Origin of the sequence: Bifidobacterium sp. ESL0690 (genome assembly GCF_029392315.1) — a bacterium.
Lineage (GTDB): Bacteria > Actinomycetota > Actinomycetes > Actinomycetales > Bifidobacteriaceae > Bifidobacterium.
In genome coordinates this window covers 947,567-974,275 of record NZ_CP113939.1, presented here as the reverse complement: position 1 = coordinate 974,275, position 26,709 = coordinate 947,567, and the positions used below count along the sequence as shown (strand labels likewise).

17 protein-coding genes and 1 tRNA gene are annotated in these 26,709 nt (G+C 58.6%); 5 read left to right on the top strand and 13 right to left on the bottom strand.

The window, feature by feature from the left end; all coding sequences use genetic code 11:
* Positions 1–9: 9 nt before the first annotated feature.
* Positions 10–3,153, bottom strand: a complete 3,144-nt coding sequence (locus tag OZX62_RS03855; RefSeq protein WP_277176705.1) for a glycosyltransferase family 2 protein — start codon at positions 3,151–3,153, stop codon at positions 10–12.
* A 233-nt stretch (positions 3,154–3,386) separates the two neighbouring features.
* Here OZX62_RS03855 and OZX62_RS03850 point away from each other — a divergent pair, with 233 nt between their 5' ends.
* The 3 genes from OZX62_RS03850 (at position 3,387) to OZX62_RS03840 (ending at position 6,583) form a co-directional block, all read left to right on the top strand.
* Positions 3,387–4,793 carry an LCP family protein gene (locus tag OZX62_RS03850; RefSeq protein ID WP_277176704.1) on the top strand — a complete coding sequence of 469 codons (1,407 nt, stop codon included), beginning with the start codon at positions 3,387–3,389 and terminating at the stop codon, positions 4,791–4,793.
* 70 nt (positions 4,794–4,863) lie between these two features.
* Complete coding sequence (locus OZX62_RS03845) at positions 4,864–6,204, top strand: LCP family protein (protein ID WP_277176703.1); 1,341 nt, start codon at positions 4,864–4,866, stop codon at positions 6,202–6,204.
* A 100-nt stretch (positions 6,205–6,304) separates the two neighbouring features.
* Complete coding sequence (locus tag OZX62_RS03840; RefSeq protein WP_277144447.1) at positions 6,305–6,583, top strand: WhiB family transcriptional regulator; 279 nt, start codon at positions 6,305–6,307, stop codon at positions 6,581–6,583.
* A 279-nt stretch (positions 6,584–6,862) separates the two neighbouring features.
* Here OZX62_RS03840 and OZX62_RS03835 read toward each other — a convergent pair whose 3' ends face one another.
* Positions 6,863–8,365: a PAS domain-containing sensor histidine kinase gene (locus OZX62_RS03835; RefSeq protein WP_277176702.1), complete on the bottom strand. Its 1,503-nt coding sequence runs from the start codon at positions 8,363–8,365 to the stop codon at positions 6,863–6,865.
* Positions 8,366–8,691: 326 nt separating this feature from the next.
* On the opposite strand from OZX62_RS03835, the gene OZX62_RS03830 reads away from it, so the two are divergent.
* Positions 8,692–9,576 carry a hemolysin III family protein gene (locus tag OZX62_RS03830; protein WP_277177025.1) on the top strand — a complete coding sequence of 295 codons (885 nt, stop codon included), beginning with the start codon at positions 8,692–8,694 and terminating at the stop codon, positions 9,574–9,576.
* Between the two features lie 203 nt (positions 9,577–9,779).
* Here OZX62_RS03830 and greA read toward each other — a convergent pair whose 3' ends face one another.
* The 4 genes from greA to OZX62_RS03810 all read right to left on the bottom strand — a co-directional run bounded on the left by greA (position 9,780) and on the right by OZX62_RS03810 (position 13,779).
* Positions 9,780–10,262, bottom strand: coding sequence for a transcription elongation factor GreA (gene greA, locus OZX62_RS03825; RefSeq protein WP_277144439.1), 483 nt, complete (start codon positions 10,260–10,262; stop codon positions 9,780–9,782).
* Between the two features lie 117 nt (positions 10,263–10,379).
* A complete protein-coding gene (locus OZX62_RS03820) occupies positions 10,380–10,787 on the bottom strand; it encodes an FKBP-type peptidyl-prolyl cis-trans isomerase (protein WP_277176701.1) in 408 nt (135 codons plus the stop codon).
* A 174-nt stretch (positions 10,788–10,961) separates the two neighbouring features.
* Entirely contained in the window at positions 10,962–12,425 is a 1,464-nt protein-coding gene (locus OZX62_RS03815; RefSeq protein ID WP_277176700.1) for an L-serine ammonia-lyase, read from the bottom strand.
* A gap of 73 nt (positions 12,426–12,498) precedes the next feature.
* Entirely contained in the window at positions 12,499–13,779 is a 1,281-nt protein-coding gene (locus tag OZX62_RS03810) for an MFS transporter (protein ID WP_277176699.1), read from the bottom strand.
* Positions 13,780–14,021: 242 nt separating this feature from the next.
* Here OZX62_RS03810 and OZX62_RS03805 point away from each other — a divergent pair, with 242 nt between their 5' ends.
* Entirely contained in the window at positions 14,022–14,660 is a 639-nt protein-coding gene (locus OZX62_RS03805) for a 4'-phosphopantetheinyl transferase superfamily protein (protein ID WP_277176698.1), read from the top strand.
* Between the two features lie 55 nt (positions 14,661–14,715).
* Here the strand turns inward: OZX62_RS03805 and OZX62_RS03800 are convergent, their stop codons facing one another.
* The 7 genes from OZX62_RS03800 to eno form a co-directional block, all read right to left on the bottom strand.
* Positions 14,716–17,238: a beta-ketoacyl synthase N-terminal-like domain-containing protein gene (locus OZX62_RS03800; RefSeq protein ID WP_277176697.1), complete on the bottom strand. Its 2,523-nt coding sequence runs from the start codon at positions 17,236–17,238 to the stop codon at positions 14,716–14,718.
* A gap of 23 nt (positions 17,239–17,261) precedes the next feature.
* The gene (locus tag OZX62_RS03795; protein WP_277176696.1) at positions 17,262–22,001 is read right to left on the bottom strand and encodes an SDR family NAD(P)-dependent oxidoreductase; all 4,740 of its coding nucleotides are present in this window, start codon (positions 21,999–22,001) and stop codon (positions 17,262–17,264) included.
* Positions 22,002–22,323: 322 nt separating this feature from the next.
* Positions 22,324–22,404 (bottom strand) — tRNA-Leu (locus OZX62_RS03790).
* Between the two features lie 167 nt (positions 22,405–22,571).
* Complete coding sequence (locus OZX62_RS03785; RefSeq protein WP_277176694.1) at positions 22,572–23,585, bottom strand: Ppx/GppA family phosphatase; 1,014 nt, start codon at positions 23,583–23,585, stop codon at positions 22,572–22,574.
* A 210-nt stretch (positions 23,586–23,795) separates the two neighbouring features.
* Entirely contained in the window at positions 23,796–24,317 is a 522-nt protein-coding gene (locus tag OZX62_RS03780) for a DUF501 domain-containing protein (protein WP_277177024.1), read from the bottom strand.
* 316 nt (positions 24,318–24,633) lie between these two features.
* The gene (locus OZX62_RS03775; protein WP_277176692.1) at positions 24,634–25,317 is read right to left on the bottom strand and encodes a septum formation initiator family protein; all 684 of its coding nucleotides are present in this window, start codon (positions 25,315–25,317) and stop codon (positions 24,634–24,636) included.
* A gap of 95 nt (positions 25,318–25,412) precedes the next feature.
* Positions 25,413–26,708: a phosphopyruvate hydratase gene (gene eno, locus OZX62_RS03770; RefSeq protein WP_277176690.1), complete on the bottom strand. Its 1,296-nt coding sequence runs from the start codon at positions 26,706–26,708 to the stop codon at positions 25,413–25,415.
* Position 26,709 lies beyond the last annotated feature (1 nt).

Sequence of the window (26,709 nt, the reverse complement as noted above, 5' to 3'; positions counted from 1 at the left end):
TCCTGTTCTTCATGCCTGTTCCCGCCCGTATCTGCGCGTTCTGGGTATCGCCACCAGAACATAAATCACCATGACTATGCCCAGACACCATAGCCAGGTCTTGCGCCAGACGCTATGCCGCGCGGTGTCGATCCCCTTCATCAACACGCCTTGCTTCTTTTCATCGACTTTCGTCAGCCGGTAATAGGTTCCGCTCGTTGCGTTTACCAGGGATTGGGCACCGTCGCTGGAGTTGATGTTGCTGATCAGGCGCAGCGTGGCGTCCTTGTCGGATGCGGATTCATCGGCGGAAACATAGATGCCGCCGAATCCCAGCTTGGCAAGGGAATCGATGGCCTGGTCGTTGCCGTTGGAAAGCAATTCGCTGCTGGCCTTCGCGATCAGGTCGACCGACAGATCGCTGGCGCCGGAAGCGAGACTGGCCTTCCATGCCGGGGAGACGTCGACCAAGTCACCACGCCGTGAACGCATCACGGAAAAATCAATATGGTTGCCGGCAACCGCCTGAAGCGCCAGAATGCGATGATTTTCCTTATTTTGCAGATAATCCACGGCCACCATAGGCAATCCTGTATCGCTTGCCTCGACTTGGTTGCCCCGCGAGAGCATGCCGAACGCCCCGGCCAGTAAGGTGCATAGCGCCAGCACCACGACAAGCAGTGCACGACCGAATTTAATGGCCACGCCTTTGACTTTGCCATTAGCAGCATTCGCTTCGAAGTTCTGCCGCTCCTGCTCGCTTTCCGAAATCCTCAAAGGCACGAAACGCTTGACCGCACCGCCGGAAACGATGCAGGCGCAGGAAAGCAATGCCAGAAGCGTCAGCACAATGCCGGGAAGCACAGACGCGGCAAAGGCGTCACCGCTCTCGACGGACACACAGATTCGGGAGGCGGCCATGGCCAGCACGAGTCCGGTGATGGCGACGAACCACATCATTCTCGAGGCTCGAAGAGCAAACGGCAGCAACAGCGCGGCCAACGCCACCACCACGATGACACACAACGCGGCCAAAACCGCCAAAGCTTCGATACCCTGCCGACTGAAAAGCTGCGAGCGGATATCACCTCCGAAGGGAAGGGCGAAGGCACGCGAAACAACCTGTCCGAAAGAAAGCGAGGCCGGTGCGGTGTCAGCGGAAGGCTGGATGACGTCGGCGAAAAGCTGCCGCCACGCCCCCACACTTGCGTAATGGACACTGTTGACGAGTGTCGGCAGCAGAAGCGCCAAGCCGGGCACCGGGATAAGCAGGAGCATCAAACGGTGCGAACGGACGACCACGAGGAAGAAGACCAGGCAGATGATCAGCGGGAAGATCAGCTGCGGTTCGCAGGCCACCGTGACGGCGAAGCACAACGCCGCACAACCCGCGGCCTGCACGGAAGCGTGCGAACGCACGAGATCCTCGGTGCCATACATCCCCACAGCCCTGAACGTAAAGGCGAACGCCGCCGGCAGAAACACCATGGTCATCAGTAGCGGAATGTTCGCGCTACCAAACGCCCCCAAAGCCAATGCCAAGGCGACCCACAGCAGGCCCACGACCACGCGCACCCAGTCCGAACGGGTGAAAACGCCGGCCAATGCCCAGAAGGCCAGGGCCATGGCCGGAGCAGCGAGGAAGAACATCAACGAAATGGCGATGACCGGATGACCGATAGTAATCACTGAAGCCGCCAGCCAAACCATCAGCCAGGGAGCGGGAGGCGCCGGCACCCCGATGCCGACCCCGAAGGCCCACGGCGTACTGGCCGCCGAAAGCAAGGTCGAGAAGCTCGCCCCGCTGGCCAGCAACGACGGCGAATACAGGCTTGCACCGCCCCAAACCCTACGGAAGACGCCCCATTCAAAGGCGACGACCGCCACAAAGGCCACAACGGCCATGAGGGCCGCACAGCCGAAACGCCGCACGGCGCGCATCCGCAAATGGCTTTTCGCCAAAGGACTCAGGAGCTCGGTATGCTGCTGGCTATCGAAGGCGCGGCTGCGTTTGCGCCATTCCTCAATCTGCTTGTGGTCGGCCGTCAGCAGATCGAGTGCCGCCGTTCCGGCTCCGTGACGTATCTTCTGCTGACGCCTTGCGTGAATCATCTGCGGCAGTTGGCCGAGCATGCGCCACGGCAGACATAGGATGCACCAGGCCCGCCACGGGCTTTTGGCGAGAAGCGCACCGATGGCGTGCCACAGGGCGCGGAAAAGGTTGAGCACCCACATCAACGGCCAGAAGAGGGCGCGGATATCGGTGTAATAGTATTTCTGCGCGGCATCGAGAACGGAGGATGTGGCATCCAGCGGGTTTTCCTCGTCGATGGGTTCGCCGGCACGACTGCGAATGCCTTCGAAACGGGCCCGACGGTGGGCGATATGGGCCTGCGGCACCACGATGACGCGCCCTCCGCCCTCGCAGATGCGCCGCGAGAAATCCGCGCCTTCGGCATAGGTCGTGAACCACGGATTGATTTCCCCGGTCTCCTTTTTGGTCTGCAACGGCATCAGGGCACCGGCGAGCGAAACCGCGAACACGTCGGCGCGTCCGTCGTACTGCTCCTGATCGGGTTCGCCGTCGACCACAAGGCTTTGAAGACAATGTTTGCCGGCGTAGCTGCCAACATCATGAAGCTCAGTGCCACCCCAATCAAGCTGTTTGGCGCCGATCAGCGAAACCGTGGGCGTATTGTGCCAGGCCTCGACCAGAGCCTCGAGGCAGTCGTCGCCCACGGGCCTGGAATCATCATGCAAAAGCCAAAGCGCACGAACGGAGGCGGGAAGGCTGGCATAGCGGAACGCTTTGGAAACGGCATCGGAAAAAGAGCGAGCCCCGGCGGAACGCACCAGTTGGACGTCCACGCGCTCGGGAGGTTCCGGCATCAGCTGCTGCGCCGCCCCATGGCCGAGCCTGGGAACGGACGAAACTGTGAAACCGGTGCGCATCGGCTGGGCCGTGCCACCCGTGCAATCGGCGATGACGATGGTGCGCGGCAGGACTTTCTGGGCCATCAACGCACGCAAGGTCGCCGGGAAAAACCTCACATCATGTTCGACACTGATAATCGCAGCGACACTTCGATCGACACTCTGCCCGCTTATCCGGGGCCTGGAAGCGATTACCTCGGCCACAATCCGCTTGATATCGACACTGCCGTTGGAACTCATGCTCACCAGTGTAGACGAAGGTCTCGCTAGTACGCCGAAATACACCGATACGGAGAAATTTTGGTTTATATGGAGGGTTATGTACAATAAATCGTCGTGCCCAAAGCGGCTTTTACATCGAATTTTCAGGAAAAATTCAACCTCTAGGCATACAATGCCCTCTAGGAATAGTGAATTGCAGTACCGCAGCGGCCCCTGAGGCTTCGGCTGGCGGGTAAACAGAAAGGCAAGATATGGCTTCACACCGTATCAAAGACCTCAAAATACCTAACCTCGGTGGGTGGCACTCGCCCAAACCCATGCACGGCACCGCCTATATCGTTCGTCACAGGCTGCGTAGCGGCATCATCATGACCCTTGTGGGCATTCTCGTATTCGTTTTCACTGCGGTGGGCGTCGCCGCAATCGCGTTGGCCCGTTCCCCCAAAAGCATCAAGCCCATCCTCCAACCGCACGTAAAAGAGGAAAAGCTCGTCGACCCCAATGAGGGCAAAGCCATCGAATTCCTCGTTTTGGGGCAGGATACACGAGAGGGCGGCGATAATGCCGCGCTCGGCGGAAGCGATGACGAAGGCGAGCACAACGCCGACACCACGATGGTGGTGCAAATCAGCGCCGATCGCTCCTATATCAACATGGTCTCCATTCCCCGCGATTCCCTGGTCAATGCGCCCAGTTGCCAGACCACCAAGGGTGTCATCCCCGCACAGCGCGACGTCATGTTCAATTCCATTTTCGCCACCGGCTGGAGCGAAGGCGGCGACCTCGCCAGTGCCGCAAGCTGCACGATGAATGCGGTCAACGCGCTGACCGGCCTCAAGCTCGAACATTTCATTGTCGTCGATTTCCAAGGCCTTCAAGGCATGATCAACGCTATCGGCGGAGTCAACGTCTGCCTGCCGACCGACACAAAAGACGATTACACCGGTCTTGACCTCAAACGCGGACTCCAGCATCTCGACGGCACGCAGGCCACCGAGTACGCCCGTATGCGCCACGGAACTGGCACCGACGGCAGCGACATCATGCGCGCCGCACGTCAGCAATATCTGGTCAAGGAAGTACTCACCGAAGCGTTGTCGAAGAACCTTCTGACCAACAGCCAACAGCTCTACCGGCTTGCCCACGAGGCCTTGAAGTCGTTGAATATTTCCGCCGGTCTCTCCAACGCCACCACGCTGGCGGGTCTTGCCTTGAGCCTGCACAACCTCAAGCCAGATCACGTCTATGCGCGCACCATCCCCGTCGTCCCGGCGCCCACAGACCCCGATAACCGCGTGGTCTGGGCCGACAACGCCGACGATACCTGGAACGCACTGCGCAAATACAAGCCTCTGACCCAGCAAGACACCGACTCTGTGCAAAGTTCGGACGGACAAAACCAGAGCCAGGATCCCAATAGCCAGAGCACGAACGGACAAAGCCAAGACTCCAGCGGCACGCAAGCCCAGCAGCAAGGCACGCCCGACCCGAAGACCGGCCTTATCACGACCTCTGACGGCAGGCTCATCGACCCGATCACCGGAGGCACGGTAGACAAAGACAACGGCATGATCCATGATCCGGTCACCGGCCAGTACATGGGCGTCGCCAATCAGTACCTCAACGCAACCGTATGTGCGGTTCCTGCGCAGAAGTAGGGCAATTTTTCATTCCTTACACGTTTCCGCGAGTAAAAGTAGTAACTGCTTTTATCTTTCGGGAGGGTTTATGGTCAAGCAGTCTGGTGGATACGACGCGCAGGGCACCCCACCCAGCTTCATACCCTCGGGCGCGCACAAGCGTCCGGATACGGGCCGGGTGCCCGCCGCGACCAATCCGCCACAGACCCCTCCCGCATTTTCGCCCACCAAGCCGCGTAAACGGGCGGCGGGCCGTCAGCCGGTCCAACCGGCGGCTCCAGCTCCAGTGGCACCCGCAGCCAGATCCTCACGTACACCGCGGCAAAGCGCCGGTTCCTCCCGCGTCGCTTCCCCGGCACGTTCCTCATCATCCCGCAGTTCCGGAAGAAATTACGGCGGTTCCGCAATGCCGCCACAACGCCCGAACCGCGCCCAGCCTTCAGGTTTTGGCGGCGAAGTGGCCAAGCCGCATAAAAAACATCACTGGATACTCACCACGTTGCTGGTCATCATTCTGGCCATCGTCCTGGCGCTTTTCGGCTGCTGGAACTGGGCCAATTCCCAACTCGACAAAACCGATTGGCTGACCGGCAAGGCCGATACCGACGGCACTTCCTGGCTGGTGCTCGGTTCCGATGAACGCGACGATTCCGGCATCGGCGGCAGCGCCGACGACACCCCCGGCTTCCGCACCGACACCATGCTGGTGCTCACCAAGCCGAAGCACGGCAGCTCCTCGCTCATCTCGATTCCGCGCGATTCGCTGGTCAAAGTCGACGGAACCAGTATGAAAATCAACGCCGTCGCCGAGACACAGAGCAAGAAAACGCTCACCGGCGAAGTCGAAGACATAACCGGACAGAAAATCGATCACGTCGCCGAAATCAAGTTCAACGGCCTGACCAAGGTGGTTGACGCGCTGGGCGGGGTCAACCTCTGCTATGACACCACGGTCAACGACGCTTACTCCGGACTCAACTGGCAGGCCGGCTGCCACATGGCCGACGGCGGCACCGCCCTGGCCTTCTCACGCATGCGCTACTCCGATCCGAAGGGCGATTTCGGGCGCGCCGAACGCCAGCGCCAGGTCATCGGAGCCATCATGAGCAAGGCTTCGTCGTCAGAGACCATGAAGAACCCGGCAAAGGCGCAGAAAGTCGCCAAAGCCGCCCTCTCCTCCATCGAGGTGGACAAACAGACCAACCCGCTGACGCTTCTGTCGATGGCCATGGCGTTCAAGGCCGCCACAGGCAAACAGGGCATCTCCGGCTCCGTCTACTGGACCGACCCCGACCACTACGTCGATGGCGTGGGTTCCACCGTTCTGCTGGACGATACGAAAAACCTCGAATTGTTCGAACAACTGGCGACCGGCACCCATAAGCCGGGCACGGTCGGCACCTTGGCGGAAATGCTCGGAAACAATTAAAATCTATTTTTCTGGCAAAATCCCTTGAAAAATTGTCGTTTTCGTGATTATCTAAGTAGTGGAATGCAGTCGAGGACAAATAGGAAGGTCGTTTGCTTCTATGAGTAATGCTTTTGATTGGCGGGCCAAAGCGGCATGCCGTGACAAGGACCCTGAGCTTTTCTTCCCCGTCGGCAACACGGGCGCCGCCTATCAGCAAATCGAAGAGGCCAAGGCCATCTGCCGTACCTGCAAGGTCATCGACGCGTGCCTGAAATGCGCGCTCGACACCAACCAGGACTATGGCGTCTGGGGCGGCTTGAGCGAGGATGAGCGCCGCGCTCTGAAACGTCGCGCCATGCGCGCCCGTCGCAGCCAGAACATGCAGATGCAGGTCTGATTTCGTTTGTTGCGATGTGCTTGGAGAGTACAGCGCCAGCGAGTGGCTTGTTTGTAGTTTCTTAACGTCAATGTCCCTTCCGGTTCGTTGGAATCGGAAGGGACATTTGCTATCCGGGTTGTGTCGGTGAGGCTATGTGCCCGGTTGCATTCAACCGACGAATCCGTCAGGAACGCACGGCTAGCGAATAAAACGAGTTTGTAACACGAAAAGCAACGGTGCAACTCGTACCGACATCACAGAACCGTTATACCGGTATACCGATATACAGCCACACCGTCAGTACTCCCCCTCGTCGCCTTCCTGCGCCGCACGCAGGTTGATGTCGAGGATGACCCTTGTGCCGCCGCCGTGGCGTTCGTCCCAGCGCACGGTGCCGTTGAAATCGTTGGTCACGAAGGTGTTGATGATCTGCGTACCGAGTCCGGAGCCGGAGGAACGGGCCATGCCGTTGTCTTCCTCCGCAGCCAGGCCGGAGCCGTCATCCTCGACGACGACGTTCAGGTGATTGCCGCTGCGTCCCACGGAAATGGTGATGTTGCCTTCCTTGCGGCCTTCGAAACCATGCTCGACGGCATTGGTGATGAGCTCGGTCAAGACCAGCGAAAGCGGCGTGGCGTCCTGCGCCGGCATCATGCCGAACTTGCCGATATAGCGGATATGGATATGCTGGTCGTCCATCGTGGCCAGGTCAACGCTCATCTTGAGCAAATTGGAGATCACGGCGTCGTAGTCGACGATCTCGTTGACGGTCTGGCTCAGGCCCTCGTGCACGGTGGCGATGGTCTGGATACGTCGTTGCGCTTCCTTGAGCTCGGTTTTCACCTCCTGTGATTTCGTTTTTCGCGCCTGCAGGCGGAGCAATGCAGACACTGTCTGGAGATTGTTCTTTACCCTGTGGTGGATTTCGGAGATGGTTGCGTCCTTCGTTTGCAGTTCCTGTTCGCGGCGGCGCAGTTCCGTGACATCGCGGCACAGCACGATGGCGCCGGCGCGTCCTGTTTCGTTGTAGAGCGGCAGCGAATGCATCGAAACCATGGAATTGTTGGCATCAAGCTCGCAGTCGGCGGCCGCTTTGCCGCTCAGGACCAGCGGCAGGGTCTCGGGGACCGGGTCTTTGGGATGGAGCAGTTGCGTTCCTATTTCGCTTAGGTAGTGTCCTTCCATTTGGGTGATGGCACCAAGCCTGCGGAAGCAGCTGATGGCGTTGGGCGCGGCATATTTGACGATGCCGGTGGGGCCGAGGATGATGAAACCGTCCGAGACCCTGGCGTTGTGTTGCTGGCTCATCAGCGCGTCATGATATGGGAATTGACCACGAGGAATCATTTCGAAGAGCATCTTTCCAGCGTTGATGCTTTCGGATTCGTAGCGGCCGTTGGATTCGCGGGTCGACATATTTGTCTCGCGCACCACCACGCCAAGTGTCTTGTTGCCGCAGCGCACCGGTGCATAGACGTTGCAGACGCTTGATTTGCCGACCTGATGAAGCGTGGTGGTGTGCAGCACCCCTTCGGCGTTCATCGCGGTGTCGATCTCGTCGACGAGGTTCGGCGAGACCTCGTTGCCCACGGCGTCATCGCTGCGCATCGTCATCACGGTGGATGGGCGGCACTGCTCGGCGACGATGTATTTGCCGTCGTCGCGCCGAAGCACCAGCAGCAGGTCCGCAAAACTCAAATCGGCGATGACCTGCCAGTCCGCCACCAACAAATGAAGCCATTCACGATCGCCCGCGTCGAAATCGGACTGCGCGGCGAGAATCTCATCAAAATCAGCCATAGTTCAATGATACTATGAGTCGGTTTCGCCGGGTGTTGTCGGTCTTAAAAAATATGTCACCAACTCAGGTTACGATATCGTAAGTTACGTTTGCGTAGGCGGAGACCAGTTATCTGGTTTTGAGCATTTCACAGCGTATCGCTCGATGTACAGGTAGTTGAGACAACAGGAATAGTTGAGACTTTGGAGGGACCATGTCCGACAAGTCCGTCAAAACAATGGCTGACGGCACCATAGCCATCAATTCGTATCAAAATACATCCAGAAAAAACGACGGCACTCCCGTAACCAACGCAACGAAGCAAGGCAAATCAGGTTCCGATACACTGGGCAAACCCGCACAAGACCTCAAAGCCATCAAAACCACTGTCAGCAAGGCGCAGCAGCAGGCCATGGAAGCCAAGGCCGAAACCATCAGAACGGTGGCACACAACAAGGCCGACACCATCCGCCGCAAGGCCGAGGAGCGCGCAGCCTACGTCATCGCCCAAGGCGAGGTGAAGGCCGCCGAAACATTGGGCATCACTCCCCCGCCCATGCCCGGACGCAAGGTCCGCCTCGACGTGCACGGCCGGCCGAAACCGTTGCTGCGCGGCTGGATACATGCCGTGGCGGCGCCGCTCGCCCTCGCCGCCGGCATCGTGCTCATCTGCCTGGCGAAAGGCGCAGGGCTCAAATGGGCGTGCGCCGTTTTCATGGTCTGCTCGCTGATTCTGTTCACGAACTCTGCCGCCTACCATTTGGGTGATTGGTCGGCCAAGACCACGGATATCCTGCGCCGCATCGACCATATGAACATCTTCCTGCTGATCGCCGGAACCTATACCCCGGTTTCCTTCGCCCTGACCCCGAACTGGCGCAACGGGGTGATCGGGGGAATGTGGGCCTGCACGCTCGTGGCGCTCTTGATCCACGTCATCTGGATCAACGCCCCGCGCTGGCTCTATACCGCGGTCTACATCATCTTCGGCGTCTCCGGCGTCGCCTTCCTCGACCTTTTCTGGTTCTCACCCTATGCAGGCCCTGCCGTGGTCGTGCTGCTCGCGGCGGGCGGCGCCTGCTATATCGCCGGGGCTATCGTCTACGCGCTGCGCAAGCCCGACCCTTGGCCGCGCATCTTTGGCTTCCACGAGATTTTCCACTTGGGCACCGTGGCAGGTTACGCCTGCCATATGGTGGCCATCTACATGGTCATCGTCAACCTACGGTAAACGCCGAAAACCTTTCGTCTTAGAAAGATTTTCCCGTATACCCCATAGAACTGTTAACGACGCTCCAAGACCATTTTCCATACTTTCATTCTTTCCATACCCTCATAAGACAGATGAAAAGGGTCTGAACCCACGATTGCATGGATTCAGACCCTTTTCGTATTTGTCGATACGTCGATAAAACAGGTAGACGAAAGCCAGCCTTACTTCATCGGCTTGGAGTCCTTGATCTTCACCTTGATCTCACGGCCGTTCGGGGCCTTGTAGGAGACTTCGTCGCCTTTCTTGGCACCCATGATGGCCGCGCCGATCGGCGATTCCGGGCTGATGACGTCGTAGTCGGTGGCCACAGCGATGTCGCGCGAACCGAGCACGTACTTCATCTCCTTGCCGGCCAGTTCGAGCGTGACCAGCGAACCGTTGCCCACCTTGCCTGCCGGCGGGGCCTTCAGGATCTTGGTGTTGCGCAGCTTGACGATGAGCTCGTTGATGCGCCCCTCGTTCTTGCCCTGCTCCTCGCGGGCCGCCTGATAGCCGCCGTTTTCGGAAAGGTCGCCTTCGGCGCGCGCGGTGGCGATGCGCTGGGTAATCTCGTCGCGATAGTCGCCCTGACGGTAAGCCAGTTCCTTCTGGAGCTTGTCGTAAGCCTCCTGCGTGAGCAGAATGGTCTTTTCTTCCTCTGCCATGATTCTTCCTTGCCTTTTTATGGTTTGTTGTTACGTTACGTGCCCGGCGGATACCGGGCGACCAAAACAAATTTGACCGGCACGCTGGCCGGCCAATCGTATTGGATTTCCTTGGCTTCAGCGCGTGGAAATGATATCGATGACAAACACCAGCGTGTCATCGCCGCCTATCCCGGCCTGCGGCATGCCCTGCCTGCCGTAGCCGTATTCCGGCGGTATGGAAACCACCAGACGGGAGCCGACGTTGTGTCCGGGAACCGTGCGGTCCCAGCCCTTGATGACCTGGCCGATGCCGATGCCGAAACTCGCCGGCTGGTGGCGGTCGAAACTCGAATCGAACGGTTCGTCCTTGCCCCAGACCACGCCGTGATAGTTCACGGTGACATTGTCGCCGGAACGGACCATCGGACCGTTGCCTTCGACCAGTTCCACGGCCTTGAGACCGGCCGGCGCGGGGGTATCGGGGAATTCGATAACGGGTTTCGCGCCGAACTCGGCATTTACCTCGGGCATGTTCGTAGCCATACGTAGGCCTCCTTGTTGTTTTACAATGACATTAGGTTAGCACTTCCCGCACCCCGAAGTTTGTCGGTAGGCCGAAAGTGCACAGAACCTACGAGAGGAAAATCGTTATCGCTTTGAAATAAACCGGCCGAACCAATCGCTGCAGATACGGCAAGTTACCGGTTCGCCCCATCATCAGCATTCCACGACATTGACGGCAAGGCCGCCTTCCGAGGTCTCCTTGTACTTCGACATCATGTCGGCACCGGTGTCTTTCATCGTCTTGATGACCTGGTCGAGGCTGACCATGTGCTGGCCGTTGCCGAGCAAGGCCATGCGCACCGCGTTGACGGCGGTGTTCGCGGCCATCGCGTTGCGCTCGATGCAGGGAATCTGGACGAGGCCGGCCACCGGGTCGCAGGTCAGCCCCAGATGATGCTCCATAGCCACTTCCGCCGCATTCTCGACCTGCCGTGGAGTGCCCTGCATCACTTCACAAAGCCCTGCCGCCGCCATCGAAGCCGCAGAACCGACTTCGCCCTGGCAGCCCACCTCCGCTCCGGAAATGGAAGCGTTGCGTTTGAAAAGGTAACCGACGGCCCCGGCGGCCAAGAGGAAGCGGATGACGCCATCCTCGTTCGCTGTTCCGGCGAAATGCCAATAATATTCAAGGACTGCGGGAATGATGCCCGCCGAACCGTTGGTCGGGGCGGTGACGATGCGGCCGCCGCCGGCGTTCTCCTCGTTGACCGCGAGCGCAAAGAGGTCGACCCACGTGCATTCCGAGGATTCGAGCAGAGCGGCGGGCCTGCGCACATTATGTGAGAGAATATCGGCGTTGCCGGAAAGCTCGCGATAGATCTTCGGCGCGCGTCGCGGCACGTCAAGGCCGCCGGGAAGCGTGTGCTGGGTGGACATGCAGCCGTTTTTGACGCAGTCGTCCATATGATGCCAGACGTTCAGCAGCGCGTCCTTGACTTCTTTGGGCGAACGCGTGGCCGTCTCGTTGGCCCATACGATTTCGGAGATGCTTTTGCCTTCGCACTTGCAGATTTCGAGCAGTTCGTCCGCGCTGGCGAAGGGATACGGGGCTTCGGGCGGAAAATCGTTGCTGCTGTCGACACTCGCTTCTTCGGCGAAGGTCGTGCCCTTCGGCGCCTTCTCGTGGATGCCGATCAAAAGGTCGTCGGGATGGCCTTTGCGCACGAACCCGCCGCCGATGGAATACCAGACCTGCTCGTCTATTTTCCGGCCTGTTTTGTCGAACGCCTCGAAACGCATGCCGTTGGGGTGGGCGGCGAGCATCTTCCATTTTTCGAAGATGACGTCCTTGCCGTAATCGAAATCAATATGATGTTTGCCGCCGAGGTTGAGCCTGCCGGTGTTCTCGCACTCTTCCCTGATGGTCGCCAGATGCATCGTGTCGACCGTGGCCGGCACGTCGCCTTCCAGCCCCGCCATGGTGGCCCTATCGGTGCCGTGGCCGAGACCCGTCATCGACAGGGAGCCGTAAAGCGTGGTTTTCACGCGGCTTACACGGCCGAGCAGGTCACGCTCGTCAAGCGAGGTGACGAAATCGGAAGCAGCCACCATCGGGCCGACGGTATGCGACGAGCTCGGCCCGACGCCGATTTTGAACATGTCGAGAATAGTGAACATATCGCTATTCTAACGTCGCTCTATGTGCAACACGTTTCTTTGTGTGCGAACCCACAAAATATCGGTTATCGGCTTACTTGCCGGCCGTCGTGAGCTCGGGCTTCACGAACAGCACGACCAGCGCGCACAGCACCGTCATCGCGGCGATGAACAGGAAGGCGCCGGTGAACGAGCCGCCCGCGGACTTGACCATATTGCCGAGGATGGTCGGGGCCAGGAAGCCGCCGATCGTACCGCCGGTATTGATGACGGCAATGGAGGAACCGATGATTTCGGCGTTCATGATCTTGTGCGGCCAGGTGAAGATGCCGGTGAAGGCAAACATCGAGACCAGGCTCATCAGGGCGAGCAGCACCATCGATATCACCAGACTGCTCTTGCCCACGAAGATGAAGACCACGATGAGCACGGCGGTGATCAGGCAGGAACCGATAATGGCCATGCGCTCGCGGCCGAGGAACAGCTTGGAGAGCAGCGAGCCGGAGAAGATGGTGGCCAACATGGTGAAGATGGAGTTGAACGCCAGCACCAACGCGGCCTTTGTCGTGCTCAACGCGAAAGTGGTCTTGATATAGGTGGGCATCCACGACATCTGGCCGTAGAGCATCACATTGATGAAGAGCATCGCGATGAACAGGACGATGACGTTGCGGTTCTTGATAACGTCCTTGAAACTGGCCTTGGGGGCGTCGGCTTTGGCGGCTTCCGTATTGCCTGCCTGAGCTTCGGCCTGCGCCTTGCGTTCCTCTTCGGCCGCGCCACCGTGCGAGGGCACGAAGAACCAGATGAGGATGACGGAGACCAGATAAAGCGCGCCGAGGACGGCATAGGCGAGACGCCAGTTCTTATCGACCAGCACGCCGCCCAAGGTGAAGGCGAGGATTCCGCCGATGCCGGAGGTGGAAAGAATCAACGACTGGACGAACGTGCGCTTTTTAAGCGGGAAGTTCTCGGCGATCGACTTGGTGACGCTCGGCGGATAGCCGCCATGGCCGAGACCCATGCAGAAACGCATGACAATGAAGAGGATCAGACCACCCATGGCTCCGAAGAGGAAGGCGAAAACGGCAATGAAGGCAAGCGAGCCCACCAGCACCTTTTTGGCGCCGATCCGGTCAGCCAGCCAGCCGCAGGGAATCTGCATCAAGGCGTAGCCCAAGAAGAAGAACGACATGATCAGGCCGGTCTGGCCGGTGTCAAGCCCGAACTGCTTGCCGATGGGCATGATGGCCAACGAAATCATGCTCTTGTCCATGTAGACCACGGAATAGCCGGCCATCAGCGAGACAACGATCATCGCGCCGCCGCGTTTTGCCGTATCTGCTGTCGGTTTGCCCTCTACAGTCTCAGCCATGTGTACCGCCTTTCAAGTAAGTAAAACACGGATTATTTTACCCGCAGAAATGTCGCCAAGGTTACAAAACCGGCACTTTATGAGACAAAGCTTTTACCTGACGTACGTAGCCAAGTCAACCGGTACCGATTGCCCTATGCATTGTGGAGCAGGTCGGCATGGCGACGATTATATGTGTCGATATTTATTACATTTTATTAATATCAATCAACTTTTGTGGATGTATGGCATATTATGAAGGAATGAATAAAAATATTTCAGAACAAGACGTCAATGGTCTGTTCGCCCCTCTGCTCAAACAAGGCTGCACAATCGTGACCTCCGAGGAAATCGACGGACTGGATCATATCAGGGACGAGGAGCGCACATCGCTCCGCCATGCCACACCCAAACGACGTACGGAATTCCTGACGGGACGGGAATGCGCGCATCTGGCATTGCAACGGCTTCATCGTGACGGCCCGGTTTTGCGCGGACACGACGGAGCGCCCATCTGGCCTGAAGGCATTGTGGGTTCGCTTTCCCATTGCCCGACGCTTTCGGTGGCGGCAGTGGATTTTGACTATAAACATACCACCCTCGGAGTGGACGTGGAAGAGGACAGTCCCTTGCCGCAGGCGGCTTTCGAAGCCGTGTTCTCGCTGGCGGAACAGGAATCGGACCGCCAGCTCACCGCCGTGGAGACGAAAGCCTGCTTCTGTGCCAAGGAGGCGGTTTTCAAAGCCTATAACGCTTCCAAGTACATAGGCGATTGCAGACGCGTGACCATCCGGCTCAAGCCAGACGGGATTTTCAATGCCAGCACCGACCGCTTTCATTGCAGCGGACAATGGACCCACTTCGGGCATCTTATCGCTGCAATGACAATGGTTCCGGCATAACCTGCGCCTGCCAATCGCGCCGATTTTGTCAATTCCGCCGATTCCGTCCGTTCAGTCAAACGACGGCGTTCCGTTCCAACAGCTGAAGGAGCGCGGCTTCCTTTTCGTTTTTCTGGACTTCGGAATCGAAGGGAATCATGACCCTCACGTTTTCCGGCGTTGCCTGCCCCGAAGCCACCGGAACATCCTGAAGACGCGAGATGCAATCGGCGATGTCGCTGCCGCCTATTCCCAGCCATGACATCCCACTGTTCACTTGAGGCTCGCAGAATGCCGGCTCAGGGCCGGTCTCTTGGGGCGCAGGCTCGGCATCGACCGTATCAAGATTCTTCGTGCTTAACAGGTCGATGCTGGCTCCTGCAGCACGGAACCGCCGGGCGGGCCAGCGTTGATTGTGCACGATGTCCACCAGCGTCGCCGCTTTCAAAACATCCAGGTCTTTTGCGGGTTCCTGCGATTGGTCGATGCGAATAACCGCCTTGACCAAATCGGGGTGTGCCCTCCCCCAATCGAGCGTCCGCACCAAAGCGATGTCGCATGCTCCGAGCTCGGCGGCATCCTGGTTGACGACCCTGCTTGGATTGGCGAACGACGAGCCGACGATCATCGCATCCGCTTCGTGGCTGGAAAGCTGCAATTGCGCCAATTCCAACGTGGTGCCGAAGGAGTCCGTGCCCGCGTCGACGATGTAATTCGGCCCGGTCAGATCGAACATGTTGGCCACGCGACCGGAGATGATATTGTCCATATAACCGGGCAGAGAGGCCTCGCTGGTCTTTTCGATGCGCGCCTTGACCTGATGGTCGATCCACTGCTTCACACGCTCCTTGTCGTCGGCGGCCATCGACGAACGGTCAATGGCGGCGTTGACTTCAACAAGGCGTATGCGCAGCTCCCTGCGGCCCCCTACGGCCAGACCCGACGGCTGCCCGAACAGTGCCCCGACAGTGTCCTTCGGCTCCTTTCGCACGTCTTCCATAATGTCTTTGGCGGCGAGGATGGCAAGGCGCTGGGTCACGTCCATATGCGAGACCAATACGGGAGGCATACGAAAGACGCGCCAATCCACGTCCTTCATCGGGTCTTCCAGCAATCCGTCGGGCCGCTTGCATGCGCTGTGCGAGACCGATTGGACGACCAGATAGGAGGCGTCACGGCCTTCGGGCCGCCGGACTTCGGCGATATCGGTGGCGTCGGAACCGTCGTATTGCTCCAAGACGATCGACGAGTTGATCCCGCCGAAGCCAAAGGCATTGATCAACGCCCTGCGCGGGCCGTCGCCCGGCCGCTCCCAGCGTGCGGGCCTGGTATGAATCATCAGGGATTCGGGATGTTCGACGATGACCTCATTGGGCGTCTCCACTCCCGTCACCGCAGGGAAAGTGGCATGTTTCATAGCCTCGAGCACCACCAGAAGATTCGACATGCCGGCCACAGGGAAACCATGGCCAATCAGGTTCTTGACCGAACCCACCGGCATCGGTCCTCGGCGCCGATGGCCGACCAGGTCCGCGATCGCCGAAAGCTCCGAGGCATCGCCTGCGGGCGTGCCGGTGGCGTGGGTCTCGATGTAGTCGATGCGTTCCACATTTTCACCGGCTGTGGCCAGTGCGGACGACATGGCACGCAACTGCCCTGCCGGCTTGGGCGCATAGATGGCTTTGCCCCGCCCGTCACTGGTGGAGAACGCACCGGTGACCAGCGCCAGGATTTTGTAGCCTTTGGCGCGCGCATAGTCCGGCGTGCATAACAGCACGGTCGAAGAACCTTCGGCGGGCACCAGCCCGTTGGCGTGCGCGTCCAGGGGCTTGGGCGCACGGTCCGAAAGGCCTCCGACCTTGGCGAAAGTGACGTTGCCGGTCACCGACATATTCGACATCGCGCCGACGGCCATGATCATCCGATTCGGATAACGATGAAGATAACGCGACGCAAGGTCAACCATCAGCAGGCCGGAGGCGCAAGCGCCGTCGACCAGCACCGGGTGATCGTCCATGCCCATGAGTTTCGAGGGCACGCGGGCAAGATCGGTGGACGTGTTCGCTTCGCCGCGCACCTTGTCTTCCATCACATAATGGTCGATGGCCTTTTCGGCCTCCCCGCGCAGGTCGACCGGCAACTCATCGCCGTCCTCACTCAGGAGCTCATGGATGATATCGACAAGTTCGTCGTCGTCAAACGCCTCGTCACCAAGCATATTGCCCAGCAAGAGCCTGCACCGACGCCTGTCTGGGACGTCGATTCCCGCCTGTGCAAACGCCTGTTCGGCCGTGTCCACAATGAATTGCTGGGTCCTGTTCAACCGGTACGACGACCACGGCTTGCCGTCGGGCGAATGGCCTTGAGGGCCGTGATAGCCGACGACGAAACCACCGACCCCGCAGTAGGTCTTGTCTTCGGCGCTGCGGTCTGCATCCAAATATTCGAGGGCATTGTTCCACCTGTTTTTGGGTGCGTGCGCGATGCCGGAGACCCCGTGAGTGACGGCCTGCCAGAACTCTTCGGGCGAAAACGACGAGGGCGGCAGGACGCATCCCGTGCCGACGATGGCTATCGGTTCAAAACTATTGTTCGACATATTCGACTTCCTCATTACGTCTTTCATGACCGTTGCAATATATCGTGCTCGTCTTCAGAGGGCCCGAGCTTGGTAAGCGTGACGCGGTCGGCCTTGCAGAGCACGAAACCTTCCTGGTCGACGATCTCCATATTGGTATCCACGGTGTTTTCGTCCTCGCCCAAAACCGTCACCTTGCCGTAGCAGACCTCGCGGGCCGCAGGGCAACGGTATTGGCGGCCTCCGCGGATCATCGTGGGGACGATATGGCGTCCGAACAACTGGAACTCGCGCATCAAGGCCATCCGGCCGACATTGTCGATCAGCAGCGGGCAGCACAGGAACCGGGGGTTACGCACGTCGCTGAAGAGCCCTGGTATGGCCGAGACCACGAATTGGCCGACCATGCAATTGTCGTTGACCAGCCTGGCCTGCCGTACGTAGCGGAAAGTGGGCCCGAAGCTGATGAAATGCGCCGTGCTGGCATAATAACGGTCAAGATCGAAGGCGACGCCCTCCTTCATCAGCTCCTCGTAAGACCAATCCGCGCGGTAGGGAGCGAACGGGTCGCCCACGATATGCATTTTGGCGCCGGAATGGAAGCGTTTCGGGATAAGAACCCTGCCGTTGGGAGCCTTGAACGTGGAGTAAAGCTTCGTCTCGATCTGCGGGCCCTGACGGTGGATGGAAACGGAAACCGGCACTTCGTCGTTGTCCCTACATTTCAGGAACCGGTCGAAACTTACGCTGTCGAGTTCGACCCCATATCGGTGCGGGTCGACCAGATACGCCGCGGCCTCCACCTGGGTCTCCATATGCAGCAGGCCCGGGAAGGTGGTCATGGACTTGACACGATGGTCGGGCAGGTAAAGATCGCGGTCGTATCGAAGATCCCTATAGGCCGTGGCATTGTCCTGATCCTTGCGTTCGAACCGGTCAATGAGCGGAAAATGCGGCTTGTCGATGACATAACCATCGGCATCCACCACCGAGATAAGCCTGCGATGTTCATCCAAGGCATCCAGCTGGCCCAACGGCTTGTTGGAGCCGAGACCTCCCAGAACAAGCACCTCCGGATCGGCCAGACCTACGGCAAGCTCATCGAGGAAGAACCGCCTACCCGTTTCCACGGGAAGATAGTCCATGCCACGGCCCTTGCTTTGCACGGCCATCACCTTGGGGTCCGCGGCCATACCGACGCCGGCCCAGGCCGACCATTCCAGTGTCGTGAACGAGACGTCGGGGCGCCTGCCCGAGGCATCCATCGAAAGGTAATACGACAAGGCGGCGAGCAGAGCGGCGCCGGCGGTGTAATCGACCTGTCCGTCCATGCCAAAACGCCCGGAAACCGAGCCGAACGACACGAAAGCACTCAGGCTTTCATCATTCAACGTGGCCATATAAAGGTTGCGGAAACCGGCCACCTTGACTTTAAGACATTCAAGCGTCTTCTCGAGGCTCTTGGACGAAAGCCTGCCGAACGATTCCAAACCCGCCGCGTGCACGACCAGCGAAATCGGCCCCAGCTCACTTTGAACGCGATCGACCAGAGACTGCACCGATTGGGCGTTCGAAACGTCGCACGGATAATAATGAAGGTTCTTTTTCGAAGAGATGAAATCGTTCATATTCCGGGCAAGCATACGGATATGACCGATGCGCTCGTATTCGTCGGCGATCGACGCCGCGCTCAATTGCGGTGAGCGCACATGCAGCCGGCGCATGAAATCGGGTTTCGCGGCCTTGAATGCCTCGTCTTCCATCCTGAGCCATGGCTGCGCCGACGGGTCGTGAATATCCGAACGACCGGTGACCACAACCTCGATATCGGGCTGCTCGTCGGCCAACGCCTTCGCGCACTCGAGGGCGATTCCACGCGAGCCTCCGGAAAACAGGGCCACCGTGCCGGCCTTGAGCTTCTGACGAACCGAATGTTCCTGTTTGATTTCGAGCGGAATGACGCGCACGACCTGGCGCTGACCGTCCACATAACCGATTTCGGTATCGTTGCGAGCACTGAAATGACGCAGTTCGTCTGCCACGATTTCGGGGGCACGGTCGCACTCGTCCAGATCGATGGTCTTGATGGTCAGGTTCTCGTATTCACGGCACAGGCTCTTATAGAAACCAGTGTTGAGCGCCCCGAGCGGGTTGCCGGTCCCCTTGGTCCCTTCGGAACCGATGCCCGATATCCCGCCGGAATTGGTCAGTGAAACCCAAGCGAACGGCTGCTTTGTTCCCTCGACGTCTGCGAGCAAGGCCTTGCTCAAGGAGAAGACGGAAGCGTAGGCACGCTCGACATGACGCATCCATTCATTCTGCGCGATATCGGCGCCATTGAAACGGTCAAGCAAGGCGTGGCAATCGACGACGACGCGCAACGGCCTGTCGAAATGGGGGATGTTCACCGCTTCTTGTGGCCCTTCGGCATTCAGCACGATGGTTTTGACCTGAGCGACGAACGGCCGTAACGCGTTGCTGACCTTCAGATCGAGCCGTGCGTCGCCACTTGAGACCACCAGGCAACCGGCATCGCTGAAATCGTCGGTTTCCTCGTTGTCATCGACATGGCTGACGACCAGCTGGGGCACGAAGCGACCGAAGTCTTCGTTGGCGCTTCTTGCATTATCGTTCGCCGGGTTTGTCGCGTTTGTCCTGTCGATTGCGTCGGTTGACTCGTTCCCATCCTCAGCGTTCGCTGCGTTCGTCGCGTTCGTCGTATTCGTGGCACCGGTCACGCTCGCCTCATCCACACCCTGGTTCGCGGCATCCTTGCCTTGCCCATCTGCCACAGATTGGTTCGTCATGCTGCGCAGCTCGGCTTCGAGCTGGCGTAACGTATGCACTTCGGAGAGGTCCACATCCTGCGGGTCGAGGCCGAGCCTGTCGGCGACCTTGCCCAACGCCTCCATCTGCTTGACCGAATCAATGCCCAGATCGCCCTCCAAATCCATATCAGGATCAAGAACATCACTGGGATAACCCGTCACCTCACAGAAAACATCCACCAACAAGGCCCCGAGATCACCATCCGTAATCTTTCCGCTCCCTGGCTTTCCATCCGCAAGATTTTCATCCGACAGATTTTCTTTCGCAGGTTTTTCGGATTCTGCCGAAGCGAAAGAAGAATCAGATGGTATGGAATCAGAGAGACGTGCGGCATCGGATATCGGTGCCGAACCCGTCTTTTCTTGGTTGCCGCCCTCACTGGCAGTATTCGCTTCCTGATTTGTCATATCGGCATGGCTGCTGTCAGCATCATCGTTTGAAGGAGATATGGTGATTTTGCGCAGCTCGGCTTCAAGCTGGCGAAGGGTATGCACCTCGGAAAGGTCCACATCCTGCGGGTCGAGGCCGAGCCTGTCGGCGACCTTGCCCAACGCCTCCATCTGCTTGACCGAATCGATACCCAGATCGCCTTCCAAATCCATATCAGGGTCAAGGACATCACTGGGATAACCCGTCACCTCACAGAAGACATCCACCAAAAGAGACCCCAACGAAGCATCGGTGATAGCAGGATTCTTCGACGCGTTATCCCTTGCGGTTTCCTTGTATTCTGCGTCATTGGCAACGGTCTCTTGCCGTCCGGTGTCATCGGCAACGGCACCTTCACCGGTATCGATAGCAGCATCAGCAACGCGATTAGCACCGGCGCCTTCTTCTGCTGCACCGGCATCAGCACCAGCAACATCACCAGCATGATTGTCTGTAACCGAACCGGCGATATTCCCGCCGCAAAGCCAGCGCAGCCCGTCAAGACGGTCCTCGGTCTTCTCAGCCTTTGCCGCGCCATAATCCAGGCGGACCACGCCGCCACGGCCGCTTTGAAGAGACTCGCCAATCAGTCTGCCGACGATGCCTTTTGGACCGGCGTCAATGAAAATCCTGATTCCGCGACGTTCGCAAGCCGCCACGCAGTCCCGGAAATCAAAGGACGTAACCAACTGGCCGGCCAAGAGCTCCGGCAATGCCTTGACCTCATGCTCGCCCAGCACCGACCGGGTAATCGTGGAAACCACAGGAATCGTGGGCGTCTTCCATTCATAGCGCTTCAAGCGGGCGTGCAGATCCGGCAACACAGGCGAGAGTACCTCACTGTGGAAGCCGACAGGAATCGCCAATTTCGTGGCCTGTACCCCGCATGCCTTCAAATCACTGATCGCCTGGTCAACCAACGTAGTGCTGCCTGAAACGACCATCTGCGAATTCGAATTGACAATGCCCACGACAATCGGTCCACGGTAGGCCAGTTCCGCGACGACGGCGCGCACCAGAGCCTCGGTTTCCGGAGAATCAATCTTGGTTGCCGCCATCGCCCCGCGCATGCCTTCGGGAATCGAGGCGATGCATTCGGCACGGTCCAGAACCGCGGAAAGCCCGTCTTCGAACGACACCGCGCCCGAAGCGATCAAAGCGCTGTATTCGCCGAGACTATGTCCCATCAGCAATCCGACCGGAATCGAGTGTTCACGGATGGCCTCGAACATGGCCACGGAAGCCGTGACGATGGCCGGCTGCATGACCTGCGGCATCATCAGCGTCGCTTTCGTGCCGTCACCGATCACCTTTGTCAGCGGTTGACCGTAACGCGCCGCATAGACCTCGTCGGCCCGCCCGATCAGACGCTTTGCGGCCGGCGAACGGGCGATGAAACCGTCGAACATATCAAGCGATTGGCTGCCGTGCCCAGGGAAACATACCGCGACATCGTCGCCGCCAGCACTTGTGTCCTTGACCAAGGCACCCAGCGAAAACACATCTTTTGCATCAATATCGACCATTACCTACAAATACTCCCTACGAATTCTGCCTAAAATCATCAACCCTTCAATTTCCACGAAGTGACGCTGCTTCCGTTGTCTCATAGAAGCGGCGGCGGCTCGGTATCGACGCAAAGGGGAAAACCCGGCGATGTATCCTTAGAATTCCTTTGAACGATAGAAGACAAATACGTTATCACACATCATTATGAAATAATACTAATAACTATTTCTCGATAAAACAAATGGCTTTAATTACACGGGCTTAATGAGAGGCTTCCGCTTCTGCCGAAATGACCGAGATAAGCACGACAGCGTGCCTATACAAGCCAATACGGAAAAGTACCCCCGGTGGGACTCGAACCCACAAGCCAATGGCGACCGATTTTAAGTCGGTTGCGTCTACCAATTCCGCCACGGGGGCACGCCGGTGAACGCCGACAAAATGAAATTATGCCACATCGTCTCTACCGCAGAACAAGGCCGAAACACCGGCAAAAGGCATGACACCGACGAAACGGGGCTAGCCGGCGAAAAAGAACAAACCGGCGGAACGGGTTGAGCCAAACAGCAGATGGAATCAGGCGAAAATCAGCTATTCAGCATCCTTGTTCCATAATCGAGGACGATGCCGTCGAGAAGGCCGTGGTCGCTGGAAATAAAAGAATCAATCGGCGTGCCGTGGTCGCATTGCGCGGCCTCGGAAACCCTGGCCAGCACGCGATTCCAGACCAGCGCTCCCCCGCCGACCACGTCGATGCGGCCGGGATGGATGGTCTTGTAGGTGGCGCGTTCGGCTCGGGTCATGTTGAGGAAACGGTCGTCGACATCAAAAATATCCTTGTATGAAACCCGTACGCCGTCGACGGCACGGTGGTCGTATGCCTTCAAACCCAACACCAGCGCGGTCATCGTGGTCACCGTCCCGGAAACGCCGATAATGGTGCGCGTTTTGCCTGCGGGTATATGTTCGAACGCCTCATCGATATACCGGTCGATGTCCTCGCTCGCCTCGGCAATCTCGGCTTGCGTCGGCGGGTCGGTGCGCAAATGACGTTCCGTCATACGAACCGAACCGATGTTCATCGAGAATGCGGCTTGCACGCTGGTGGCCGGCGCGGACTTGCCGTCGCCGCCCATCACCATTTCGGTGGAACCTCCGCCGAGGTCGACCACCAGATACGGCGCCTCGAGGCCCTTGCGCGGCACGCTGCCCGTGGCCCCAAGGAAGCTCAGCGCGGCTTCTTCCGTTCCGGGAATGACTTCGGGCCGTACCCCCAAGATCGATTCGATACCGTCTTCGAATTCCTTGCGGTTCTCGGCATCGCGCGTCGCCGAAGTGGCCACGAAACGCAACCCATCAGCCGGATGTTCCTTCAAGACTTTTGCGAAGTCGCGAGCGGCCGAGTAGGCGCGTTCAAGCGCGTCTTCGGCGAAACGATGGGTCTTGTCAACGTCCTGACCGAGCCTGATGACCTGCAAGACGCGGGGCACGACGTCCTCGACGCTGCCGTCGGCAAACACCTTGGAAACCTTGAGACGTATGGAATTGGTGCCGCAATCGATTCCGGCAACGGTCACAAAATCCTTGGTTCCATCTTGCATTTCAGCACCATCCATTTTCGCATCATCTTGTTTCGTCGCTTAAGACATTATCCGTCAGACGCAACATTGCGAAGCCGGTCTCGCGACGGCAAAGACCATAGCCACGCCGCGACACGCATAAAGCCAGCGGTCCTGGTGAATTTTCACGTTCGCCGATTCTTGACCGATCAGCCGGTCAACCAGCACGCCGGTAAATTTCCTTCTGGTCGCTCAGTCCAGTTCCGTAGTACAGCGGCAGACCTTCGGGTCGAACTCGTCGACGATACGCTTCATTACCATGTCGCCAATGGGGTTTGCTCCCTCTCCCATCACGAGCGTCTGTGCCACGAGCGCGTGCAGGCATTTGACGCGCACGGGCATCCCTCCTGCACTGGTACCAGCGATGTGCTCCTCGCTGTCGCCAAGACGGGTCGCCAACTCGTGACGGAAGGCGAGATAGAGCCGGTGCGCACGCTCATACTGCGCATGAATAGTCTCGTCATGCTGGACCAGATCGGTATAGTGTTGCATCGAACCGTCCGCTTCGACGCGTGAAACGGCCTTGGTCGCCTCCGGGCTGGTCAAATAGCAGGTCGTGGGGAACGGCGTGCCATCGGGCAGCACGGGCCGCGTGACCACTGCCAGCGGCCTGCCGCACACGCAACGAGCACCGACCGCGACCATGCCACGCGGGAAACGGCCGAGTTGCTTTTTGACCAATGCGATATCGTCATCGCTGGCCTTGTCAGCCATCACACGGTCCACCAGTTCCTTGGCTTGCGCCTCGAGGCCGGCTTCATCAATCTGAATCGACGCCGACACACTTCCATCGCTGGCAACGGATTGCCGTTGGATATCGCTCGACTCCGGATTCGGGGATTTCAAAGATTGGGATTGCTCTTCTTGCACGCTGTTCCTTATCGAATATCGTTCTGTCTTATTTATGTAAAAATTATCGGTATTTGGCATATCTAGAACATGTCTTTATAGCTGCGTTCAGATTTTTATCGAACGCAACGCCAAGTACCAATGTCAAATGCACCGCCAGTTCCGACTATCGCGGAACCGTTCATTTCTTACCGCTGCCGCCGCTCTGCGAACCGGAACCGGCGCCCGCCTTTTGACCCTTGTTCTGCGGATTTACGGCATTCTTTTTATCGTTGTTGCCCGCATGATTCGCGTTGCCGGTCTGATTGGTATTGTCGTCAGCATTTGGCGTACCGCCCGCATCCGGGTCGGAATCACTTTGCCCACCCACGGCCTTGGGAGTCGTGACCTCACCGGACTTGTTCTTTTTCAGCGGCTCATCGGCTTTCTTGAAGCCGTATGCCAGTTCACGATACCATGGCAATGCAGGCTTATCCGAGCTGACATCGTCCTGATCGGTATTGTCCGATTTCGGCTTGACGCCGGTGACCGCTTCGGGATGTTCGACATGGATGGCCTGCTCTCCGGGGAAGACGAAGCCAAGCCTTTCGCGCGCCTGCGCGGTGACGTAAGCATTGTCATTCCAACGGGAAATATCATTCTCCAGATTCTGCTTTTGCGATACCAACGCAGCTTCCTGCCTCTTCAACCCGTTGAGTTCGGCGAGGTTCAAAGCATAGCTGTGAAAGGTAGCCACCAGTTGGATGGCGCCCAAAGCGACGATGAACACCGCGATAAAGAACGCTATCGGGCCGGAACCACGCGATCCGCCGCGCTTCTTATCGCCCTCAGCTTTGCCTTTGCCCTTGCTTTTCGTAGTGCCCATAAAACATAAAATACCCGTCACATTCGACTCAGCAGAGTGAATGCGACGGGCAAAGCTCACAGCACAAGTATGCGCTGCGAATGGCTAGCTAGAAACTACTTGACGTACTTCTTGCAGGCCTTGAAGGCGGAATAACCGGCATACTCGGCGGTGGAGCCAAGCTCCTCCTCAATCTCGAGCAGGCGGTTGTACTTCGCGATACGCTCGCCACGGGCAGGGGCACCGGTCTTGATCTGACGGGTGTTCTTGGCGACGGCGAGGTCGGCGATCGTGGTGTCGGAAGTCTCGCCGGAACGGTGAGAGACCATGGAGGTGAAGCCGTTGGCCGTGGCGAGCTCGATGGCGTCGAGCGTCTCGGTGACGGTGCCGATCTGGTTGAGCTTGACAAGCAGGCTGTTGGCGGCCTTGAGGTCGATGCCCTTCTGCAGACGTTTCGGGTTGGTCACCAGCAGGTCGTCGCCGACGAACTGGAGCTTGTCGCCCATCGCGGCGGTGATCTTCTGCCATGCAGGCCAATCCTCTTCGGCGAACGGATCCTCGATGGAGACCAGCGGATACTTGGAGACGAGCTCCTTGTAGTAATCGAGCATGTAGTCGGCATCGCGATCGGCGCCGTCGAAGTGATACTTGTTGGTTTCCTTGTTGTAGAACTCGGAGGACGCCACGTCAAGGCACAGGCCAATCTGGCGGCCGGGCTCGTAACCCGCAGCCTCAATGGCCTGCATGATGTACTTGAGGGAATCCTCGTTGGTCTTCATCTTCGGAGCGAAGCCGCCTTCGTCGCCGAGACCCGTGTCGTGGCCGTCCTTCTTCAGGATGCCCTTGAGGGTGTGATAGACCTCAACGCCGGCGCGCAGAGCGTCGCTGTAGGTCTCGAAGCCGTACGGGGAAATCATGTATTCCTGAATGTCGGTGGCGAAATCAGCATGCGCACCGCCGTTCATGATGTTCATGTTCGGAACCGGCAGGATGTGGCCGTTGGTGCCGCCGATGTAGCGGTAGAGCGGCAGTTCTGCAGATTCTGCAGCGGCGTAGAGGGCCGCCAGAGATACGCCGAGGATGGCGTTGGCGCCGAGCTTGCCCTTGTTGGGGGTGCCGTCAAGCTCGATCATGGTCTCGTCGAGTGCGCGCTGGTCAGTGGCGTCCATGCCGATGACCTTGGGCGCGATGGTCTCGTTGACGGCCTTGACCGCTTCGAGAACACCCTTGCCCTGATAACGGGACTTGTCGCCATCGCGACGCTCCCAAGCCTCGGCCTCGCCGGTCGAAGCGCCGGAGGGAACCAGGCCGATGCCTTCGGCACCATCAACGGTGTCGAGAACTACCTTGACGGTCGGGTTTCCACGGGAATCGAGAATTTCGCTGGCATAAACGCTTTCAATTGCTGCCACA

Bases quoted from the DNA above. Each gene is read 5' to 3' on its own strand.
- OZX62_RS03855 (WP_277176705.1), bottom strand. From the start codon at position 3,153: ATGAGTTCCAACGGCAGTGTCGATATCAAGCGGATTGTGGCCGAGGTA.
- OZX62_RS03850 (WP_277176704.1), top strand. From the start codon at position 3,387: ATGGCTTCACACCGTATCAAAGACCTCAAAATACCTAACCTCGGTGGG.
- OZX62_RS03845 (WP_277176703.1), top strand. From the start codon at position 4,864: ATGGTCAAGCAGTCTGGTGGATACGACGCGCAGGGCACCCCACCCAGC.
- OZX62_RS03840 (WP_277144447.1), top strand. From the start codon at position 6,305: ATGAGTAATGCTTTTGATTGGCGGGCCAAAGCGGCATGCCGTGACAAG.
- OZX62_RS03835 (WP_277176702.1), bottom strand. From the start codon at position 8,365: ATGGCTGATTTTGATGAGATTCTCGCCGCGCAGTCCGATTTCGACGCG.
- greA (WP_277144439.1), bottom strand. From the start codon at position 10,262: ATGGCAGAGGAAGAAAAGACCATTCTGCTCACGCAGGAGGCTTACGAC.
- OZX62_RS03820 (WP_277176701.1), bottom strand. From the start codon at position 10,787: ATGGCTACGAACATGCCCGAGGTAAATGCCGAGTTCGGCGCGAAACCC.
- OZX62_RS03815 (WP_277176700.1), bottom strand. From the start codon at position 12,425: ATGTTCACTATTCTCGACATGTTCAAAATCGGCGTCGGGCCGAGCTCG.
- OZX62_RS03810 (WP_277176699.1), bottom strand. From the start codon at position 13,779: ATGGCTGAGACTGTAGAGGGCAAACCGACAGCAGATACGGCAAAACGC.
- OZX62_RS03805 (WP_277176698.1), top strand. From the start codon at position 14,022: ATGAATAAAAATATTTCAGAACAAGACGTCAATGGTCTGTTCGCCCCT.
- OZX62_RS03800 (WP_277176697.1), bottom strand. From the start codon at position 17,238: ATGTCGAACAATAGTTTTGAACCGATAGCCATCGTCGGCACGGGATGC.
- OZX62_RS03795 (WP_277176696.1), bottom strand. From the start codon at position 22,001: ATGGTCGATATTGATGCAAAAGATGTGTTTTCGCTGGGTGCCTTGGTC.
- OZX62_RS03785 (WP_277176694.1), bottom strand. From the start codon at position 23,585: ATGCAAGATGGAACCAAGGATTTTGTGACCGTTGCCGGAATCGATTGC.
- OZX62_RS03780 (WP_277177024.1), bottom strand. From the start codon at position 24,317: ATGGCTGACAAGGCCAGCGATGACGATATCGCATTGGTCAAAAAGCAA.
- OZX62_RS03775 (WP_277176692.1), bottom strand. From the start codon at position 25,317: ATGGGCACTACGAAAAGCAAGGGCAAAGGCAAAGCTGAGGGCGATAAG.